This is a genomic window from Dactylosporangium darangshiense, assembly GCF_039537565.1.
Taxonomy (GTDB): Bacteria; Actinomycetota; Actinomycetes; order Mycobacteriales; family Micromonosporaceae; genus Dactylosporangium; species Dactylosporangium darangshiense.
The window spans coordinates 1-19,447 of sequence record NZ_BAABAT010000040.1 but is presented as its reverse complement, the minus strand read 5'-3'; the positions used below and the strand labels follow the sequence as shown (position 1 = coordinate 19,447).

Here is a 19,447-nt window from a genome sequence, read left to right as displayed (position 1 = left end):
GGACCGGCCCGGTCGGCCACCGTCAGCCCACGACGTTGCCTGACCTGCACCGGCATCAGACCAGCCGCAGCCATCAACCGCCGCACGAGCTCGTCGTCGACGCGCACGCCGGCGCGCACCAACTCGGCATGGACCCGCCGATAACCGTAGGTGCGACCCGAGTCAGCAAAAATGCTCCGGATCTGCTCGGTCAGTTCCGTACGACGTACTGCCTGCGCCGAAGCCGGTCGATCCAGCCATTCGTAGAAACCGGACCGGGAAACGTCCAGCAATCGACACATCATACTCACCTCGAAGTCGGACTTCTCCCCGGCGATGAACGCGTACCGCTCACTCACCGTTGTTCGCGCGCGAAGAAGGCCGCAGCTTTTTTCAGAAAGGCGTTTTCCTGCTCCAGCTCCCGGATGCGCCGTTCCATTTCCGCCGTGCGGGCCCGGTCGATCGCTTCCCGCGCATCGTCGCTACTACCCGGGTTCTTCTTCCGCTCCGCGATTACCCAATTCCGAACCGTCTCGGCCACCAAACCGAAATCACGCGCAACGTCGGCGTAGCTGCGTCCGGCGGGCGGTGGTGGACCGGTCGGCGGCGCCGTCGCCTCGGGGAAGAGTGCGGCGTGGACCAGGGGGGTGCAGGTCGTCCGGCGGCAGGTGCCGCAGGTACAGCAGCAGGGCATCGAGCGGCACGCCGAGCCGATCGAGCGGTACGTAGGGGTTGCCGGTCTTGTACAAGGGCGACTTGAATGTCATGCGCATCCGCTCGGCCGCTACCTGCTCGAACACCAGGTACGGCCGACCTTCGTAGCCGGCTTCCACGCGGTCCGAGCCGGACTCGGCACCGATGTGGCGGACCGCGCCGGCGACCTGCGGCAACCGATACCAGAAGCCGAGCGCCATCCTCCAGTTGACTCGCAGGTGCTGCTCCGGCATGTCGACGCCTACCAGGCCCCACGCCTCGGCGAAACGGGCGGTGTCGTGCAGGCCCTGAATAAGGGTCTCGTCGGCGGTCACCAGACCGGCCGCGGGTCGGCCGGCGCGGTCGAAGCCGGGCACGTGATCGAGGCCGTACCACGCCAGCAGCTCACCGGCGCTGCGTACATCCCAGCGGGACCCACCGCCTCGACAACGAGAGCGTTTAATGGATCGAGCCGAAGGGCGGGGCCGTAAACTACGCGAACAAATGCATTGCGTTCGGCACGAGACAGCTGTCGTCTCGCAGCCCCAGTGGAGCGTCGGCCACGTTGACGCTTGACCGACGGCGAGGCAAGAAAGCGTGGCGACCGTGACGCGGCCAAGGAGCTGAACAGATGGGTGCACACAGGGGGCCGATCCGTGTGTACGGTGCACCCTGGCTGCTTTGGCTGGCGCCGCTGCTGTCACCTGCCACGACGCTGTGGCTGTCGTTCGTTACAGCAGCCGCCCTGATCATTGGCAGGGTCCTCATTTTCGTCAACATCGTGACCGTGATCGCTCTGGCAGCTGTCGTGGTCGCGCTCTGGTTGGCCGCGTGGGTGGCTAGGCTAACGACGCGTTATGTTGTGATTGCTGACCGCTATCGCTGGGAGCGGGTCGACCGGGTCTGTGACGCGATCGCCAAGCATCTGCCTAGCGTGAGCGCGCTTGGCCGCAGGGAAGTGCGGTCCGCCGTCCAGGCTGCTCGTTGGGACTTGGCCTGCCTTATCCGCGATCAAAGTCGGCTGATGAATCTGCAACAGGCCACTCGTCGCTCAACGCAGGGATTGGCTGCCGACGACCCCTTGCACGGCGAACTCGACCTGCGCCACACGCTGCTGACCGAACAGCTGCGATCTATTGAGACCGAGATCGAGCAACGATTTGAGCGGCTGCAAAGCCTGGCAGTACAGAGCACCGCCTTAGCGACCGAAGAAGCTGAGAGCCAGAAAAGGCGAGCGACTGCCGAGCGGGCACGGCGCACCCTTGCCCAGGTAGACGCGAGTATTGCCGAGGTCGCCGCCTGGGGAAATCGCACTGATCCTGCCGCCGACTTCACAGAGCGCGCAGAGGCCGTCCTCGCCGCCTACCGGGAGCTGAACGATGATCCGCTGACCTGGTCTGCGGAACGTCGGCAACAGGGCTGACGAATGAGCCGTCATTGTCAAACGCCTCGCACAACGTCGCGCTCCTGCTCAGACAGCGGGGTGAGATGGAGGAGGCGTCCCGACGAACGCTCGGCGAGGGGCATCTGCCCAGGTGGAGGCAATGCGTGACTTGGACTACACATTCGTCGCGTCCACCCTGGCCGTTCGCATCGAGGGTCAGGCCACGGCGCCGGCGCCACGCCGAATAGGCGCCGAAGTTCCTGCCTGGACGGACCAACCGCCTGCATATGCGCTGCTCACCGCATCACAGCCAGTCGACAGCCGCCCGCCCTCCGGAAGCGGATATCCGGACGCTGATGCAACCGATCGACTGACTCCGCGCCGCCCGCCCAGCCAGCCACGCCAGCAGCCCGGCATGGCCTGGGACAGGGGCGGCCGCCAGCTGGAGCCGGAGGTCCTGCCCGCCGGGAGCAGGTCCTGTGCAGCGCCCGGGGCGAGCATGCGCCGGCCAGCGAGAACCGCATTCGGCAACCTGTTCGATCCGACGGGCAAGGCGAACGTTAGTCTGCCGACCATGGTGGAGCGACCAACCGCTGCGTGGCGGGCAAATGTGGAAGAAGACGTCGCAGGCCTGGCAGCGGGAACCCTCGATCCCGACGAAGCCGTGGCGGCTCAACTGTGGCCGGATGACATGATTCGCGATACCGACGAGGTGCTGGACCTCTTCGAGACGGACGTCGCCGGGCTGGTGAACCACCGCTACGAGCCCGCCGGGGACGCCGAGATCTTCGGGGTCATCGAGCGAACTGTAAGGGCACTGAACGCCGTCAACGTTCGGTATGACGAAGCTGCGTACGAGACCGGAGAACGAGAGTCGCTCTGCAAGTACATCGAGGACGTTCTTGACGTTGCCGGGATCGACGTAGATGCGTTCGCCGGTGCCGGTGCCGGTGCCGCATCGAGTTCTGCGGCGGAGGGTAATCACGGCCTGTCGAGCACCGGGTCCGTGGGGTAGCCCTCCTTGGCACGGGCGGCGGCGACAACGGCTGGACGCCAGCGGGTAGCGACGGTCGACACCATGTGGCCGGCCAGAGCCGCTGCTGCAAGCAACGCCAGGACCGCGCACACGCCCAACCATCCGACGTAGCCGTACGCGCTGGCTCCAAGCCAGGAGCCCAAGCTGCCCCCGAGGTAGGCGCAGGTCATGTAGGCGGTGTTGAGCCTGCCGCGCGCCTCGGGATGCAGGGCGTAGATCCGCACATGGTTGGCGACCATGCCGGATTGCATCCCGACGTCGAGCAGCAACGTGCCCAGTACCAGGGCCACCAGGCCCGTCGTTCCGCCGACTGTGCCGAATGCGAGGACGCCGGCCGCGGCTACGACCCCGAGCATGCAGATCAGGTTGACCGCATCGGCGCCGCGACGGTCCACCTGGCGACCCGCGAGCGGGGTGCACAGCATGGTTGCGGCGTTGACCAGGGCGAGCATCCCCACTGCCCGTGCGCTCAGGCCGTACGTCGGGCCGGTCAGCAGCAGCGCGACCCCGATCCAGACCGCCGAGAAACCGGCGAAGACGGTCGCCTGGTAGAAGCAGGAGCGGCGCAACTCGGGCTCTGTGGTCAGTAGGCGCAGCGATCCGGCCAGCAGCGCCGGATACCGCTGCCTGGACGGCGGTCGCGTCGTCGGCAGCACGCGCGCCAGGGCCACCGCGACGAGCAGCACGGACGCTGCAGCCATCAGGTAGGGGGCTCGCCATCCCCACCAGTCGCCGATGGTTCCGGCGACCGTACGGGACAGCAGCATACCAGCGATCGAGCCGCTCAGCAGCGTGCCGCTGACCGCGCCCCGCCGCTCGTCGGCGGTCAGACCGGCTGCCAGCGGCCCGACGATCGGCGCAACCACGGTCGTGACCCCGATGAGGGCGCTTGCGCCGACGAGTGGTGGCAGCGCGGGTGCGATGCTCGCGGCGAGCAGTCCGAGCCCGGTGAAACCGAGCAACGCGACGATGAACGGGCGCGGTGGGAGCCGGTCGCCGAGCGGCACCAGCAGGAAGATCCCGGCGGCGTAACCGAACTGCACCGCGGTCACCACCAGGGCGGCCGAGTCGGGGCTGACGTGCAGACCGGCGGCAACCAACGGGCTGATTGTCTGAGGGAAGTAGACGTTGCCGACCGCCACCCCACAGGTGACGGTGAGGAGGAACAGCAGCTGACGGTTCAAGAGGGTAACCACCTGTTCGGAATCGTCGAGTACGTCAGTCCACCGGGCCGCCGGCGACGTAGATGACCTGGCCGGAAACGAAGCCCGCCTCTGGGCTGACGAGGTATGACGCGGTGTGCGCGATGTCCTCGGGCTGGCCGACCCGGCCGACCGGGGTGGACTCCGCCGCGCGGCGCTGGAATTCGGTGAAGTCGATGCCGAGGCGCCGAGCCGACGCCCTGGTCATGTCGCTCACCACGAAGCCGGGCGCGATGGCGTTGGCGGAGATGCCGTACCGCCCGAGTTGGAGGGCGAGCGACTTGGTGAAGCCGAGCAACCCGGCCTTCGCGCTGCCGTAGTCGACCCGACCGGCGTCGCCGACTGCGGAGATGCTGGACACGTTGACGATGCGCCCCCAGCCAGCGTCGATCATGTACTGGCAGACAGCCCGGGTGACGAGGAAGGGCCCACGCAGGTTGACCGCGATGACTAGGTCCCACTGCGCGGTCGGCATTTCCACCAACGGGGCACGCGGACCGATCCCGGCGTTGTTGACGAGCACGGTGGGTGGCCCCAACTCGGCCGCCACCCGCGCGACGGCCGCCGTCACGGCAGCCTCGTCGGCGACGTCGGCACCGACCGCCATCGCCGACCCGCCGGCGGCGGTGATCGCTTCCATGGTGCCGGCGCAGTCGTCTTCGCGCAGGTCGATCACCGCAACCGCGAAGCCGTCCCGCGCCAACCTCTTGGCCACTGCCGCCCCGATGCCGCGGGCCGCCCCCGTCACGATCGCTACACCTGGCCGACCGGCCTGGGCTGACTTGTTGATCTCGTTCATGCCTGTAAGTCCACGCCACCCCTGGAGTGCCAGGAAAACGATGTAGGATATAGCTTAATGATCAGCTTTGTCCTCGGCGTCGACGACCTCGCCGACACCCGGTTCGCGATCTCACCGATCCACGAGACCGTGCTGAGCCTGCGGGTGCTGCGCGAGCCGGGCCTGCACGCGCTGCACCTGCCGTGGCGGAGGTCGGTGCTGGGCAGACTCGATGCGTTCGACGCCGAGTTGCTGATGTCCCTGGTCGGGCCGGACCGCGCCATCGCGGACTTCCTGACCCCGCGGCCGACGCGGTTCGCCGCGACCTTCGAGGAGGAGCTGGCGGCGGTACGCCGCACGCCGGCGGATCTCGTGCGCCGTGACGTGGTGGCCGTGTACCCGCGTGGCAGGCTCCCGGACATCTTGCGGGACATCACCGCGGACGACGAGTCCGTCCGCGCGCTCTGCGGGTCGATCTGCGACCAGCTGCAGCGGTACTGGGACGTGGCGATCGAGCCGAGCTGGCCGCAGATGCAGCTCGTGCTGGAAGCCGACATGACCTACCGGGCCCGGCAACTGGCCGTGGGCGGCGCCCGCCAACTGTTCGCCGACATGCATCCGAACCTGCGATGGCACGACGGAGTGCTGCACATCGACAAGATGATCGGTGCGCACCGGGTCGTGGCGTCCGGCCGTGGACTGCTGCTGGTGCCGTCCGTGTTCGCCCACAAGCCCGCCCCGCCGGTCAGCTCGGAGGAACCACCGATGCTGTCGTACCCCTGCCGTGCGGTGGCCACGCTGTGGGCCCCGGCGCCGACCGGGAACGCGACCGCTCTCCGGTCGCTGCTCGGCGCGCCCAGAACGCGCCTGCTCGGCCTGCTCGGCGAGCCGCTGCCGACGGTGGAGATCGCTCGCCGGCTCAGGGTGACGCCCAGCGCCGTGTCACAGCATCTCCAAGTCCTCCACGCGACCGGCCTGGTCACCCGCACCCGCGACGGCCGGCAGGTGTTGTACCGCCGCAGCCCGCTCGGCGATCGACTGGCCGGCCAGTCGGCTCGCGGGTGACCGCGGCCGCAGTACGCCGCTATTAACTTGTTCTTTAACCTGTGGGCTCTGGCGGGTGGCCCCGGTGAGACATGGCGACAGCCCTTGATTGATCATGTTCTTGTCGAAGGAAGATGATCTCTACCAAGGGCTGTCGTGAAGATTGTGCATGACGCGGACGTGGCTGCCACGTCCGGGGAGCTGGCGATGCTGTCACGGTTCCGGTCGGAGTTCTACGGGTGGCGGCGGTCGGTGGCGGGATCACCGGCAGGTGATCAACGGAATTCTCTGGCGGATCGACAACGGCGCGAAGTGGCGTGAGGTCCCAGAGCGGTATGGGCCGTGGCAGACCTGCTATGACCGGTTCGCTCGGTGGGAGTCCGACGGGACGTGGGCACGGATCGAGCAGCGGTTGCGGGCCGACGCGGACGCTGCGGGCGATCTGGACTGGCGAGCCCAGGTCGATGCCACGATCGTGCGGGCGCACCAGCATGCAGCAGGAGCCCGCAAAGGGGGCTCAGCGCAGATGAATCACGTCGGCTTCGATCGGGTTGTTGGCGTAGCGCTCGACGTGATGCCATGCCGACGGAACAAGCTCGTCGAGCACAGCCGGGTAGACGGGCGCGGCGTCGGTGACGATCTCGCTCGGGGTCACCTTGAGCGTCTTGAATGCGCGGTGGAAGAACCGTCGGGCCGCAGCAGCATCCCGGCGGGGCGAGACCAGCACGTCGATGACCTGGCCCTGCTGGTCGACGGCGCGGTACACGTACCGCCAGACGCCTGTGACCTTCACATACGTTTCGTCGACAAACCACCGGTCACCCGGTGCATGCCGGCAGAACCGGGCCGCGTCAGCAAGCAGGGGCGTGAACCGTTGCACCCAGCGGAACACCGTGACGTGGTCGACCTCAACACCGCGCTCAGCGAGGAGTTCCTCGACGTCACGGTAGGACAGGCCGTAGCGCAGGTACCAGCGGACCGCGACCATGATCACGTCTGGCGGGAACCGAAATCCCGCGAATGCCGATCTCGGTGTCAAGGCAAGTGCGCCGATGGGTCGCGATCTTCATCGCTCAAGCGTGCCTTGATCTTGCTCAACGGCGAATGCAACAGCGCCCGCAGGACTCGTGCATGAACATGTTCACCGCCGGGCAGGCGGACCGGATGAGCGATGCCTGGGTGGCATTCCGCGCCGGTGGCGGGAAATAGCCAGGATTGAAGTCAAGGGCAGCCCGCAACGTACGACCCGGTGCGCTGCGGGCTGCGTCATATCCACCGTTGGGCGCATCGCTGGCGAGCGCAGCGGAAGCCGACCCGCCGAACTCGCCACGCGTACGCGCCTATGCGGTGGCGGTCAGGCGAGTGTCAACGCTGGCGAAGTCCTTCTTCGTCAGCGTTGCGACGCCGACGGTCGCCAGCCAGATGGCGGCGTAGCCATTGAACATCGCGACCGCACCCCAGCCGTTGGAGGCGTAGAACTCCGACGAATTGAAGCCGAAGAACATGGACGGTACTGCGGCCAGGTGGAGGGCGGCGATGCCAAATGACGACCAGCCGACCCACCGGGGAAGAGCGCGGGTGCGCAGGACCGCGTACCCGAAGGCAAGACCGAAGACGACCAGCATCAGGTGGCTGATGGAGCCGTAGAGCAGGTACGTGGGCACGGTGCGCGTCGGGTCGATCTCCTCGGTGGCCTTGATGGCGCTGCCGCCTTCGAGCCCCTTGGCGACCATGTCGATGATCGCCCATGCCACGCCGGCGGTACCGGCCACGGCGCCGAACCATTCGTACCGGGCGTCGGCCCGCGCGATCAGGTACCGGACGCCGGTCATGGAGACCAGGAACAGCGTGAGCGCGAGGAAGTTGCAGAGCGAACGGGTCAGGATCAGCCAGTCCGGCATGGGACTGCCGGTCTCGACACCGCAGGCCGCAGCGTCACATGCGGGTACCACGAAGTAGAGCGGAAGTTCGGCCATCGCGAAGACGGCGCCGAGGATCGCGGCCAGGCCGATCCAGCGGCGGGCCGTACCCGGCAGCTGAATCTGTGTAAGCAGTGAAGTGTTCATGCCATGCACAGTAACAACAACTGTGTATGCCGTCTACAATTTTGTTCAGACCTCTGAGAGGATGCCGACCATGACCCCACGCAAGAGCTCCGGACGCGGCGCTGGACCGGTCGCACCGGATCGCACGCGCACCGATGACGCGGATCTCGAGGCGCTGCCGCCCGGCCTTGCTGCAGCCTGGGGCGTTGTCGACACCGAGGGGCGGCGCGGTCCCAAGCCGGCGCACAGCGTCGAGGAGATCGTCGCGGCCGCGACGGAGTTGGCCGACGAGGAAGGCATCGCTGCGGCCTCGCTGCCGAAGGTGGCCGGCCGGATCGGCGTGACCACCAACGCGCTGTATCGCTACGTCAGCTCCAAGGAGGAGCTCATCGTGCTCCTGGCCGATCGTGCCTGGGGCGACCCGCCCGCGTTGCCAGCCGGCGATTGGCGAGCGGCGGCTGCGTTGTGGTCACGCCAGCTGTTCGAACGCTTCGTATCCCGTCCATGGCTGCTGGACGTACCGACAACTGTCCCCCTGACTCCGCACAACGCGGCCTGGTTGGATGCGCTGATCACCGTGCTCAAGCCGACCGGGATGGCGGCGCAGCAGATGCTGACCTGTGCGTACCTTCTCGACAGCCACGCCCGGTACGTCGCCAACCTGCGGCGCAACACGCCAACACCGGCCGCGTTGCGCCGCGCGAATCCTGATCAGCAGCGGGCGATGCGTGCCGTCCGCGTGTTCCTGGACAGCCAACTCCGCTCCCGCAATCTGCATGCCGTCGCGGACGTGATGGAGGATCCGGCGTTTCTCGCCGACGAGCCCTCGCTCGATGGCTTCGAATTCGGCCTTGCGAGGATCCTCGACGGCATCGAGGCACATGTGCAGCGGTGAGACAGCGGACGGCTCCCGCAGTTCGCTCGAGGTCCATCTCGGACAGTCCGGTGCCGTGGTCCGCGTCGGTGACGACGAACGCGGTGAGCCGGTCGGCGACGCCGACGACCCTCACGGGCATGCGGCAAGTGCCGTGCACCGCTATCGGCTACCTGGCGACGCGGGACTAGACAATCATTTATGTAGATAGTTGATTCCCGTAGGTACTGTGGTCGGGTGGCTCGGCGTAAATACTGGTGGCTCGTGTCTGCTGCCGCTGCCGCCGTTGCCCTTGCCGAAAACCCCATCCGCCCTGGTAGAAGCTGGCGCATGAGGGGGTACTGGATGTCGACAGCGGTCGCTCGAGTCGGCCGCTGGTGTGGCTGGCGATCGCCGCGACATGATGATCGACCGTGCTGCTGCGACTGGCCTACCTGGCCGTGACGAACGCGTTCGCCATGCTGCGCCTACTGCCGATGAGCGACCGGGACAAGGAGGTGGAGATCCTTGCCCTGCGCCATCAGATCGCCGTGTTGGAGCGGCAAACTCGGCAACGACAGGCCCCGGTTCGACCCGAGCGATCGGGCGTTCCTGGCGGCGCTGCTACACCGGCTTCCGCGGGACGTGCTGCGTAGGTTGCGGCTGCTGGTGCTTCCGGACACGGTCCTGCGCTGGCACCGGGACCTGCTCGCTCGCCGCCGCGCGGCCCAGTCCCGGCCCAAGCGCCCGGGCCGGCCGCGGACCGTGCACTCGATTCGTGCCCTGGTCCTGCGCCTGGCTCGGGAGAATCCCAGCTGGGGATATCGCCGACTGCACGGCGATCTGCTCGTGCTTGAGATTGAGGTGGCCGCGTCCACCGTGTGGGAGATCTTGCGAGAGGCCGGGATCGACCCGGCACCCGAGCGCGGCTGCAGCACGTGAGCCGAATTCCTGCGCTTGCAGGCCGATGCCCTGCTGGCCTGCGACTTCTTCGAGACCGTCACCCTGACCGGAACGCGGATGTACGTGCTCGCGGTGATCGAGCACGCCAACCGCCGGGTCCGGGTCCTGGGCGCGACCCCGCACCCGGCTGCCACCTGGGTGACGCAAGCGGCAAAGAACCTCGTGATGGACCTCGAGGATGCCGGATGCCGGGTGAAGAACCTGGGCACAGGACAACACGTCTGTCGCGTCCGCCTGAAGCTTGCGAGTGATCAACGGCGTGAGCTGCCGCTCGCAAGGCAGGTCCGGACGATCCGGATGGGTGTTGTCCGGATCTACTTTGCGATTTTCCGGCCGGGGAGGCAGCGTTCGCGGCCAAGGAGGGTGCAGGGCCTTGGGCGGTAGGCTCGACAGCATAGCGACGGCGGTAGGGGGCACTCATGAGACTGCCGATCCGCAGACTCGGTCATCGAGCCGCACGGGAGCGCGCCTGGGCCGACGACACCGTTCCGCTCCTCGGTATCCGCGGACGGGCCGAATCCCGGCTCGCTCAGATGGCATTCGGCGGCGCGCCGCCCGTCTTGCACAGGCGGACTTTGACCCACATCGGCCGGTCCGGTGGGCGGGTCTCGGTATCCACCCACCGCACCCCAACCATTGAACAAGACCGGTTCAGGGCCGCCCTGCTGACCACCCTCTGGCACGGTGCCGTGCCAGAGATCGACCTTCCGGACGAACAAGCATGGTCCGAACTGCAACTCGAGGTCGACGGTCGATTCGTCACGTTTCGCGGTTGGCTTCACGCGCCAGACCGCTGGGTTGCCTACGGCCTTGTCGAGGGAACGATATGTGACCTGCTCTGCGAGGACGTCCCACCAGCCGCGGTGGTCCTACCGCTGACGACCGCTGGGCGAGGATGTCTGGTCGTGCTGTTTCGACTGGCCTACCTCGGCGTGACCAACGCTCTCGCGCTGCTGCGGCTACTGCCTATGAGTGACCGGGACAAGGACACGGAAATCCTCGCTCTGCGGCACCAGATCACCGTGCTCGAACGGCAACTGCGCGGCGAGAAGATCCGGTTCACCTCCGCTGACCGGGCATTCCTTGCCGCGCTGCTACACAACCTGCCCCGCGACGTACTACGCCGCATCCGGCTGCTGGTACGCCCCGAGACCGTGCTGCGCTGGCACCGCGACCTGATCAGCCGCCGACTCGCCGTGAACTCCCGCCCCAAGCGGGTCGGTCGACCACCCACCGTCCGCTCCATTCGCGCCCTGGTGCTGCGGCTGGCCCGCGACAACAGCTCCTGGGGATACCGCAGAATCCACGGTGAACTCCTCGTGTTGGGCATCAAGGTCGCGGCCTCGACCGTCTGGGAGATTCTCAAGGACGCCAGCATCGACCCGGCACCCCGGCGGGCATCGCAGACCTGGCGGCGTTCCTGCGCTCCCAAGCCCAGGCCATCATCGCCGCGGACTTCTTCGAAACCTCCACCCTCACCGGCGCCAGACTCTACGTCCTGGCCGTCATCGAGCACGCCACCCGCCGGGTACGCATCCTCGGCGCCACTGCCCACCCGACCGCGGCGTGGGTGACCCAGGCCGCCCGCAACCTTGCCATGGACATCGCGGATGCCGGATGTCAAGCGAAGTACCTTATCCGCGACCGCGACGGCAAGTACCCAACCCTGTTCGACGCCATCCTGGCCGACTCGGGCATCGCGGTCGTGCTCAGCGGTGTCCAGATCCCACGGATGAACTCCGTAATCGAGCGGTGGATCCAGTCGTGCCGCCATGAGCTGCTCGATCGCACCCTCATCTGGAACCAGACGCAACTCCTGAACGCCCTGCGCGAGTACGAACGGCACTATAACCATCACCGACCCCACCGAGGTATCTCGAACGCCCGACCACTGCACCCACTCCCCCAGCCGATCACCAACCCGGACCAACTCGCCCGACTCGACATCCGGCGGCGTGACCGTCTCGGCGGCCTCATCCACGAATACAGACATGCCGCATGACCTGCATGGATAGGGTTTACGGCACACGCAGGGTGGAAGGCACGCCGCGGTGGCGGAGCACGACGACCGTGTCCGCGCCGTCGGCGGTCAGCACGACCTCGACAGTCGAGGCGCCGGGCGGCAGCCCGTCGCTGCCGGGAATGCCCCAGGCGAACATGACGCGGTGTGGCGGCTCGATGCTGGTGTACGTGCCGCGCGCGGCGATGGTGCCGAAGTCGAGCAGGAGCAGGCCGCCGGGCCGCGGGTCGAGCTCGGCGCGCTCGCCGATCCAGTCCACGATGAGGGCCGGGTCGGTGAAGTACGGGAAACATGACCTCGGGCGGCGCCTTGATGCGCGTGGTCGCGACGATGACCTCGTCGTGAATCTCGGCGGTCACGGATCCCTCTGCGGTGGTTGGGGGTGTGGGGTCTCGACGGCCTGCTTCAACCGGTCCAGGGCGTCCGGCCAGAGCTCGCTCAGTACGCGGCGCACGGGCTCGAGGGCCTCTCGGCGCATCGTATACAGCCGGCGCACTCCCCCGCGGCGCTCGTTGAGCAGCCCGGCCCGCTTGAGCACGCCGATGTGCTGGCTGACCGCCTGCTGGGTCAGCGGGAATGCCTCGGCGATCTGCCCAGCCGCCAGCTCGGTGTGCTGCACCAGCCAGAGGATCTGCCGCCGGTTGGGGTCGGCCAGCGCCCGCAGCACCGCGTCGGGTGCGGAGCGCGCCGGCTGCTCCCGTTGTGTGGCCATGGGATCAGGGTGTTAGACCGCGAACGGGGTGCCGCGGCCGGTCTCGGCGAAGGCCTGGATGCTGGCCAGGAATTGCCGCCAGGCCGCGGCGCAGTCGTCCCAGCAGGCCAGCCGGGGCGTCAGGCCGGCGTGGCGGAAGCGCAGCTGCGTGCAGGCGCCCAGCGGGACGATGTCGAACTCCATGGTCGTGCCCAGCCACTCCAGGGTGTGTCCGGTGGGCTCGGCGCCGTCGGGCGCGACGGACTCCCAGACCACCCGGCCGGGTCCGGCCTCCAGCACCCGCATCGCGTTGGCGCCCGTAGGCGCCGAAGCTGGTCACCAGGGTGCCGCCGACCCGCCCGTCGCCCTCGGTTGGACCCCACCAGCGGCTGACGCGATCCGCACGTCCGGCGGGTACATCGAGCGCAGGGCTGCCCGATCGCTCACCGTCCCGGCACCGGGCGCCGCCACCCGGTACTGAAGCGATGCCCGTCAGCCTGTGGGCGTGCCGATCTGGTTGCGTTCGAGTGCGGAGCGCAGTTTCGAGAGGGCCTGCGCGGCGGCCGACGCTGAGGAGCGGTCGAGCGTGCCTCCGATCAGCTCGGTCACTGCATCGGTGAAGGTGTTCTCGGCCGCATCGACGAGCTGCGAGCCGTCGTCGGTCAGCGCCAGCAGTGAGGACCGGCGATCGGATGGATTCGGCTGCCGGATGACCCATCCCTGCTTCTCCAGACGGTCCACGCCTTTGCTGGTCGCCCCGATGCCGATGGCGAATTCGGCGGCAAGGTCGGCCACCCGGACCCCAGGGTGGTCGCGCAGGTAGCGCAGGAACTCGAACTGCGAGGTGACGATCCCGTGCCGCTCACGCAGACGGTCGTTGAGGGCGTTGTACAGGCGCGTTTCGCATCGGACCAGGTCGGCGAAGAAGCCCGTGAGGTCGACCACGTCTCGGCTCGAGTTAGATGCCACGGCATATAATGTAGCGGAAGCTACTTACGGTAGGAGCACCTCATGAGCAGGGAACAGCGCGCCCGGGTCGACGCGATGATGCGGCAGCCGCGACCCGAGGGACCTCGATCAGTCGCGGCGATCCGAGTTGGATTCGAGGAGCTAATGGCTCAGATGATCGTGCCCGGCAACATCCGCACCACGCGGACAACGCTCGCCGACCGGCCCGCACTGCGGGTCGAGCCGGACAACGGACCACGCGCCGGGACGATCCTGTACTTCCACGGCGGCGGCTGGGTGTTCGGCTCACCCGAGACCGCTCTGCCACTGACGGGCCACCTCGTGGCCAAGACCGGCTTCGGGGCATACTCACTGGACTACCGGCTTGCGCCCGAACACCCGTTCCCGGCCGCAATCGAAGACACACTGAGCGCCTACCGCGCCCTCCTCGACCGCGGCGAGGACCCTTCGACCATCGCCTTCGCCGGGGACTCGGCCGGCGGCGGCCTCACCGTCACCACCTGCCTCGCCGCTCGCGACGCCGGCCTGCCGCTGCCCGCCGCAATCGTGGCGTTCTCCCCGGGCCTCGACGCCACCCGAACGGGCAGAAGCATGGACATCAAGGAAGGCATCGACCCGATCTTCACCCGCAAGGCCGTGGAACGCACTGGAGCCATGTACCTCGCGGGAGCCGACCCGCACCAGCCGCTGCTCAGCCCGGCCGTCCTCGCCGACCTGACCGGCTTCCCCCCGATGCTGATCCAGGTGGGCACCAACGAGATCCTGCTGGACGACTCCACGCGCCTGGCAGCGCGTGCGAGGGCAGCCGGAGTGGACGTCATCCTGGACGTCACCGCCGACGTGCCGCACGTGTTCCAATCGTTCGCCGGCGTCTTGGACGAGGCAGACGAGGCACTGGACCGCGCGGCTCTCTTCCTCAGCCAGCGCATCCGCGCCAGGGGCGCCGCGCACACGTCAGCAAGGTAGGGCCTCCCGCCCGAGTCACCGAGAAACGCCTTCCGAGGTGCGCACGATCTGCGCCGCCCGAGCGCCCTCTTCGCCGTGCGCACGCACGCGGACACCAGCCCGCCCTACGCAGCCCCGCATTCTCGCCCAGCGGCCCTGGATCGTGCCGATCCCCGACATCCAGGGCGGCCGCTACTCCGAACAGGCCGAAACGCATAACCAACCTCTGACTCGACAGCCGCGCAAGAAGTCCGGACGGCGTGCGTTAGACCCGTTTGGCCGGGTCGGACAGCCGGGTCGCCACGACCTCGCCGACCTCATCACACCAACAGCAGCTGTCACACACACCTCGACAGAGCAGACCGACCGCCGAAACTAGCCTGGAAGATCAACGACCCAGCAGCCACCCCCGTCTATGCCTGCAAGTCCATCGTGGACGCAGCATCACGAACGGCGCTTGATCCGAGGGGCTAACGAATGCGCTCACAGCGGAGATCACCTCCAGGTGGACGTCATCATCACGCAGCACCGGTCAGCACACAGCAGTGTTAGTATCGTCAGGTCACTTGGATGTGGGGGTATAGGCCGACACGAGGCGACACTCCATAGTGGACCCGGTTCAAGCCTGGGGGTCGTGGGTTCAAATCCCGCTGTCCCGACCAGCTAGGGGTTTCGGCAGGTCAGCGACTTGCGGGGGCCCCTTTTTCATTGCTCGGCATCACTGCCAGGTCTAGCACGCCGCTGTTGGACCCCTTGACTAGGCAGGTTTTTGAATGCCGCTGTTGAAGATCGAAAGCTCGTTGAAGGGCTCGCCCGGGACTGGTCGGGATTCCTCCGCGACTGGGACCGCTCGCTGCGCGCCGGGAACTACCCGGAGACCACCCGGTACAACTACCTCCTCGCCGCCGCGCAACTCGCCTGGTACCTCGCCGAGCACTCCCCCGACCCGGACGCCGACGACGCCGCCGACGACCGACCGTGGTCACCAAGGCCCACGTCGAGGCGTTCCAGGCCTGGATGATCGAAACCCGCTCCGCGTCCACCGCCCTGAACCAGCACAAGGGCCTGCAGCAGTTCTTCCGATGGCCAGCAGGCCTTCGACAAGGACCTGCTCGCCTTCTGAAAGGGCTGACACATGACCAGCACGCTGCGCCACCACGCCGGACTGCACGGGCATCCGATCGGCATCGCCACTGGACGGGCGACGGCGGCGGAGTTCATCGGTACGTTCGTGCTGGTGCTCACGATCATCGCCACCGCCATCTCGGCGGCGCTCAACACGGCGATCGCCGGCGTCGCGTACAGCTCGGAGACGGTGGCCTTGGCCGGGGCGGCGGCCATCGTCATCATGGCGGTGGCCTTCGGCGGCGTGAGCGGAGCGCACCTCAACCCGGCGGTCACCGTTGCGCTGGCAGTGACCCGGCAGTTCCCCTGGCGTCACGTGCCGTCCTACGTCGTCGCCCAGCTCGCCGGCGCGCTGCTGGCCGCGCTGACGGCCTGGGCCGCCGAGGGCGAGCGAGCCCTCTCGGCGGCCGGGTTGGGCGCGACCGTCCCGGCTGCGGGGGTGAGCGGCGCCCGGGTCCTCCTGGTCGAAGCATTGGTGACGTTCGTGCTGGTACTAGTCGTGGTCACGGTGGCCGCCGACGGCCGATTTTCCCGACTCGCCAGCGGGGTAGCCGTCGGCACGTCTCTCGGCGTGGCCATCCTGATCAGCGGCCCGATCACGGGGGCCGGGGTCAATCCCGCCCGCGCCCTCGGCCCGATGATCGTCGCCGGCGACCTGACCGATTGGTGGGCGTACCTGGTGGGCCCGCTGGTCGGCGGCGCCGCGGCCGCGGCGCTCTATCGCACCCTCGCGTGCGCGTCGCTGATCGCCAAGGAGAGCGCGAGCATCACCTCGGGTCAGTGAGATTCAGCTTCCTTCCGCACGGGTGGGGTGTTCGGCAATGAGCGCAGCCAGCCGTGAGACTGCAGCAGCTCGCCGGGGGTGAAGCCTCCCCTGGGCGACGTTACGGCCACGCGCACGGTGGCGCCACGATCGTTGTAGCCGACGAGGTCGTGCACCCCCGATACGATCGATGTTCTGACCAGTCATCGGTCCCGCGCGTCAAGCCTGTCAGACCGCAAGATGTGCAACTGAACAGGCAGCTCTGCCAGCGCCCGCTGCGGGTGCCGCGAAGAGGGGTGGCAGTCAGACTGCGGATTGCTTGCTAGTAGTCATGCCAATTGTTCTGGCCGAGCTGACTTCGTTTGCCGGTCCGACAGCGTCGATAGGACCAGTGGTGACTGAATCCCCGCGAACCTCGACCAACGAGGCCGCCGCGATACCCGAAGACCTTGGGCGTCTGTTCATCGCCCGTGCCCGCGTAGGCGACGTCGAGGGCGTGGTCGCCTTGTACGAGTCGGGCGCTGTGCTCGCTCTGCCCGATGGAGGGACCGCAGTGGGCATCGATGCCATTCGCGCGGCGTACACCCGGCTGTTCGCCGTTCGCTCAGAGTTCAGCATTGTCGAGCAGCGACCTGCGTTAATAGCGGGTGATCTAGTGCTCTGACCGGAAACGTTGGCCGGGTTGGGTGACACGCCGGTCAACGTTTCCGGTTTTGGTGTTGGGTGGGGTTCAGGCTGTTGGGATGGCGGAACCTGTCCGGGCTCGCCGGCTCAGTGATGACGAGGGCCGGCGACTGCAACAGATCGTGCGGCGTGGGACCGGGTCACCGATCCGGCTGCGGCGGGCGATGGTCATCATGGCCTCGGCCAGCGGGAACACGGTCCCAGCGATCGCCCGCCTCGTCCAGGGTGACGAGGACGCGGTCCGTGAGGTGATCCACCGGTTTCAACGAGATGGGCCTGGCCTGTCTGGACCTCAGTGGGCGGGTGGCCGTCCCCGCCGGATCAGTCCTGAGGACGAGGCGTTCATCGTCGCGACGGCCAACACGCGACCCCAAGCCCTCGGCCAGCCGTTCACCCGGTGGAGCCTGCGCAAACTCGCCGACTACCTCGCCCACAACCGCGGCCCGCGCCGCGTGGCGATCGGTCGGGAACGGTTGCGGGAGCTCCTGCACCGCCACGACATCACGTTCCAGCGGACGAAGACGTGGAAGGAGACCAACGACCCGCACGCCGAGGCCAAACTGGCGCGCATCGAGGAGGTCACCACGGCATTTCCCGATCGGGTCTTCGCCTTCGACGAGTTCGGACCGCTGACCATCCGCCCGCACGCGGGAACATCCTGGGCGCCGGCCGGGCACCCGGACCGGCTGCCCGGCAACTATCACAAGCTGCACGGCGTGCGGCAGTTCCACGCCTGCTACAGCGTTGGCGATGACATCATGTGGGGCGTCGTACGGCGGCGCAAGTCCGCCGCCAACACCCTCGCCGCGCTCAAATCCATCCGCGCGGCGCGGCCGGACGGGGCGCCGGTCTACGTCATCCTGGACAACCTGTCCGCGCACAAGGGCAAAGCGATCCAGGCCTGGGCCGCCCGCAACCGGGTCGAGTTGTGTTTCACCCCGACATACTCGTCGTGGGCGAACCCGATCGAGGCGCACTTCGGACCGCTGCGGATGTTCGTCGTGGCCGGCTCCAACCACCCCAACCACCCGGTCGCCACTCAGGCCCTGCATGACTACCTGCGCTGGCGCAACGCCAACGCCCGCCACCCCGACGTCCTCGCCGCCCAACGCCGCGAACGAGCCCGGGTCCGCTCCGAACGACAACGCCGATGGGGTCAGACCGCCGCGAAGGCGGCGGCCTGACCAACCCGGCCAACGTTTCCGGTCAGAGCACTCCTTGAGTGCGATGGTGTCGATCAGCCCGCCGAGCACCTCGGCACTCGCTATTCTGTGCCTCATGTTCAGAACGCTTGCTCCACCAGATCCGACCGAGTTCGCGGGCAAGCGCGCGGTCGTCACGGGAGGTTCTCGCGGGATCGGCGCGGCCATCGTGCAGCGGCTGCTCGACGGCGGCGCGACCGTCGTCACCACGGCGCGTAACGCCTCCGACGAGACGCCGAAGGCCGCCACCTTCATTCAGGGCGACATCGGCACGCTCGCGGGCGTGCAGGCATTCACCGCGGCAGCGCTCGACGAACTCGGCGGCGTCGACATCGTGGTCAACAACGCGGCGGCGGCACGCGCCCACATCGGGGGTGTCTCGTCCATCCCCGATGAGGAATGGATCGACGCACTCGACCTCAACTACCTGTCCGCCGTGAGGGTCAACAACGCGCTGCTGCCGGCGCTGCGCGAGGCCGGGCCGGGCAGCGTGATCGTCAACATCTCATCGGGAGCGGCTCTCACGCCGGCGCCGCCATTGGCTCACTACGGTGCCGCCAAGGCCGCCCTTAACACCTACAGCAAAGCGCTCGCTTCCGAGCTCGCGCCTGCCGGAATCCGCGTCACCACGATCATCCCCGGCAACGTGCTCACCCCGGGCGCCGACGCGATCCGCCAGAACTTCGCCGACGCGATGGACGTCCCGCTTGCCGCCACCACAGCGGGCATCCCTCTGGGTCGTCCCGGAGACCCGCGCGACATCGCCGAGGCCGTCGCCTACCTCGCATCGGACCGGGCTCAGTGGGTCACTGGAGTAAGCCTGACAGTCGACGGCGGTGAACTCCCCGTCATCTAGTACATCCAAGAAAACCGCCACCAGCAGCGAAAGCGATCACCCGCAAGGAGGAGAAACCCAAACCCTGACCTCAAACGCTCTCTAGACCCAATACCGCTGACTTAATAGATCAACTGCTATAGTTGGTTTCGTGCCGCGTGCTGGACAGGTGAAGCCGCCGACGGATGAGCGGTTGTCGGATCGCATCGCGATCGGAGTGTTGACGCGTGTGGTCC

24 protein-coding genes and 3 pseudogenes are annotated in these 19,447 nt (G+C 67.7%); 16 read left to right on the top strand and 11 right to left on the bottom strand.

The window, feature by feature from the left end; all coding sequences use genetic code 11:
* Window positions 1-44 precede the first annotated feature (44 nt).
* The 3 genes and pseudogenes from ABD901_RS59225 to ABD901_RS44230 form a co-directional block, all read right to left on the bottom strand.
* Window positions 45-281: pseudogene (locus tag ABD901_RS59225) on the bottom strand (IS3 family transposase); the annotation flags it as partial.
* 53 nt (window positions 282-334) lie between these two features.
* Window positions 335-520 carry a hypothetical protein gene (locus ABD901_RS44235; RefSeq protein WP_345137269.1) on the bottom strand — a complete coding sequence of 62 codons (186 nt, stop codon included), beginning with the start codon at window positions 518-520 and terminating at the stop codon, window positions 335-337.
* 10 nt (window positions 521-530) lie between these two features.
* A complete protein-coding gene (locus ABD901_RS44230; protein ID WP_345137267.1) occupies window positions 531-1,007 on the bottom strand; it encodes a hypothetical protein in 477 nt (158 codons plus the stop codon).
* A 296-nt stretch (window positions 1,008-1,303) separates the two neighbouring features.
* On the opposite strand from ABD901_RS44230, the gene ABD901_RS44225 reads away from it, so the two are divergent.
* Both ABD901_RS44225 and ABD901_RS44220 read left to right on the top strand, forming a co-directional pair.
* A complete protein-coding gene (locus ABD901_RS44225) occupies window positions 1,304-2,095 on the top strand; it encodes a hypothetical protein (RefSeq protein ID WP_345137265.1) in 792 nt (263 codons plus the stop codon).
* A 376-nt stretch (window positions 2,096-2,471) separates the two neighbouring features.
* Window positions 2,472-3,071, top strand: coding sequence for a hypothetical protein (locus ABD901_RS44220; protein WP_345137263.1), 600 nt, complete (start codon window positions 2,472-2,474; stop codon window positions 3,069-3,071).
* On the opposite strand, the gene ABD901_RS44215 is transcribed toward ABD901_RS44220, so the two are convergent.
* Both ABD901_RS44215 and ABD901_RS44210 read right to left on the bottom strand, forming a co-directional pair.
* Complete coding sequence (locus ABD901_RS44215; RefSeq protein WP_345137261.1) at window positions 3,038-4,276, bottom strand: MFS transporter; 1,239 nt, start codon at window positions 4,274-4,276, stop codon at window positions 3,038-3,040. The genes ABD901_RS44220 and ABD901_RS44215 overlap by 34 nt on opposite strands.
* A 34-nt stretch (window positions 4,277-4,310) precedes the next feature.
* A complete protein-coding gene (locus ABD901_RS44210) occupies window positions 4,311-5,093 on the bottom strand; it encodes an SDR family NAD(P)-dependent oxidoreductase (RefSeq protein WP_345137259.1) in 783 nt (260 codons plus the stop codon).
* 57 nt (window positions 5,094-5,150) lie between these two features.
* Here ABD901_RS44210 and ABD901_RS44205 point away from each other — a divergent pair, with 57 nt between their 5' ends.
* Complete coding sequence (locus ABD901_RS44205) at window positions 5,151-6,137, top strand: ArsR/SmtB family transcription factor (protein ID WP_345137257.1); 987 nt, start codon at window positions 5,151-5,153, stop codon at window positions 6,135-6,137.
* Window positions 6,138-6,354: 217 nt separating this feature from the next.
* Window positions 6,355-6,627, top strand: a pseudogene (locus ABD901_RS44200) (transposase); the annotation flags it as partial.
* A 6-nt stretch (window positions 6,628-6,633) separates the two neighbouring features.
* On the opposite strand, the gene ABD901_RS44195 reads toward ABD901_RS44200, so the two are convergent.
* Window positions 6,634-7,155 carry an IS6 family transposase gene (locus ABD901_RS44195; protein WP_345137256.1) on the bottom strand — a complete coding sequence of 174 codons (522 nt, stop codon included), beginning with the start codon at window positions 7,153-7,155 and terminating at the stop codon, window positions 6,634-6,636.
* A 301-nt stretch (window positions 7,156-7,456) separates the two neighbouring features.
* Window positions 7,457-8,182, bottom strand: a complete 726-nt coding sequence (locus ABD901_RS44190) for a hypothetical protein (protein ID WP_345137255.1) — start codon at window positions 8,180-8,182, stop codon at window positions 7,457-7,459.
* Between the two features lie 70 nt (window positions 8,183-8,252).
* Here ABD901_RS44190 and ABD901_RS44185 point away from each other — a divergent pair, with 70 nt between their 5' ends.
* From ABD901_RS44185 to ABD901_RS44160, 6 genes are all read left to right on the top strand, one after another.
* Entirely contained in the window at window positions 8,253-9,056 is an 804-nt protein-coding gene (locus ABD901_RS44185) for a TetR/AcrR family transcriptional regulator (RefSeq protein ID WP_345137253.1), read from the top strand.
* Window positions 9,057-9,448: 392 nt separating this feature from the next.
* Entirely contained in the window at window positions 9,449-9,670 is a 222-nt protein-coding gene (locus tag ABD901_RS44180; RefSeq protein WP_345137250.1) for a hypothetical protein, read from the top strand.
* The gene (locus ABD901_RS44175; RefSeq protein WP_345137248.1) at window positions 9,660-9,956 is read left to right on the top strand and encodes a helix-turn-helix domain-containing protein; all 297 of its coding nucleotides are present in this window, start codon (window positions 9,660-9,662) and stop codon (window positions 9,954-9,956) included. The genes ABD901_RS44180 and ABD901_RS44175 overlap by 11 nt, the downstream gene beginning before the upstream one ends.
* A gap of 15 nt (window positions 9,957-9,971) precedes the next feature.
* Window positions 9,972-10,361 (top strand): hypothetical protein, encoded by a 390-nt coding sequence (locus ABD901_RS44170; RefSeq protein ID WP_345137246.1) that lies wholly within the window; start codon window positions 9,972-9,974, stop codon window positions 10,359-10,361.
* Between the two features lie 35 nt (window positions 10,362-10,396).
* Entirely contained in the window at window positions 10,397-11,551 is a 1,155-nt protein-coding gene (locus ABD901_RS44165) for a hypothetical protein (RefSeq protein WP_345137243.1), read from the top strand.
* Complete coding sequence (locus ABD901_RS44160) at window positions 11,548-11,979, top strand: integrase core domain-containing protein (RefSeq protein WP_345137241.1); 432 nt, start codon at window positions 11,548-11,550, stop codon at window positions 11,977-11,979. The genes ABD901_RS44165 and ABD901_RS44160 overlap by 4 nt, the downstream gene beginning before the upstream one ends.
* A gap of 16 nt (window positions 11,980-11,995) precedes the next feature.
* Here the strand turns inward: ABD901_RS44160 and ABD901_RS44155 are convergent.
* The 4 genes and pseudogenes from ABD901_RS44155 to ABD901_RS44140 all read right to left on the bottom strand — a co-directional run.
* Window positions 11,996-12,283: pseudogene (locus ABD901_RS44155) on the bottom strand (SRPBCC family protein); the annotation flags it as partial.
* Between the two features lie 69 nt (window positions 12,284-12,352).
* Window positions 12,353-12,709, bottom strand: a complete 357-nt coding sequence (locus ABD901_RS44150) for an ArsR/SmtB family transcription factor (protein ID WP_345137239.1) — start codon at window positions 12,707-12,709, stop codon at window positions 12,353-12,355.
* Between the two features lie 12 nt (window positions 12,710-12,721).
* Window positions 12,722-12,994: an SRPBCC family protein gene (locus ABD901_RS44145; RefSeq protein WP_345137235.1), complete on the bottom strand. Its 273-nt coding sequence runs from the start codon at window positions 12,992-12,994 to the stop codon at window positions 12,722-12,724.
* Window positions 12,995-13,180: 186 nt separating this feature from the next.
* Entirely contained in the window at window positions 13,181-13,633 is a 453-nt protein-coding gene (locus ABD901_RS44140) for a MarR family winged helix-turn-helix transcriptional regulator (RefSeq protein WP_345137233.1), read from the bottom strand.
* Window positions 13,634-13,699: 66 nt separating this feature from the next.
* On the opposite strand from ABD901_RS44140, the gene ABD901_RS44135 reads away from it, so the two are divergent.
* From ABD901_RS44135 to ABD901_RS44110, 6 genes are all read left to right on the top strand, one after another.
* Window positions 13,700-14,623, top strand: a complete 924-nt coding sequence (locus ABD901_RS44135; protein WP_345137232.1) for an alpha/beta hydrolase — start codon at window positions 13,700-13,702, stop codon at window positions 14,621-14,623.
* 748 nt (window positions 14,624-15,371) lie between these two features.
* Window positions 15,372-15,623, top strand: a complete 252-nt coding sequence (locus ABD901_RS44130; RefSeq protein ID WP_345137229.1) for a hypothetical protein — start codon at window positions 15,372-15,374, stop codon at window positions 15,621-15,623.
* A 114-nt stretch (window positions 15,624-15,737) separates the two neighbouring features.
* The gene (locus ABD901_RS44125) at window positions 15,738-16,511 is read left to right on the top strand and encodes an aquaporin (protein ID WP_345137228.1); all 774 of its coding nucleotides are present in this window, start codon (window positions 15,738-15,740) and stop codon (window positions 16,509-16,511) included.
* Window positions 16,512-16,821: 310 nt separating this feature from the next.
* Window positions 16,822-17,154: a YybH family protein gene (locus tag ABD901_RS44120; protein ID WP_345137227.1), complete on the top strand. Its 333-nt coding sequence runs from the start codon at window positions 16,822-16,824 to the stop codon at window positions 17,152-17,154.
* Window positions 17,155-17,233: 79 nt separating this feature from the next.
* A complete protein-coding gene (locus tag ABD901_RS44115) occupies window positions 17,234-18,358 on the top strand; it encodes an IS630 family transposase (protein WP_345137225.1) in 1,125 nt (374 codons plus the stop codon).
* A 94-nt stretch (window positions 18,359-18,452) separates the two neighbouring features.
* The gene (locus ABD901_RS44110) at window positions 18,453-19,232 is read left to right on the top strand and encodes an SDR family oxidoreductase (protein WP_345137222.1); all 780 of its coding nucleotides are present in this window, start codon (window positions 18,453-18,455) and stop codon (window positions 19,230-19,232) included.
* Window positions 19,233-19,447 lie beyond the last annotated feature (215 nt).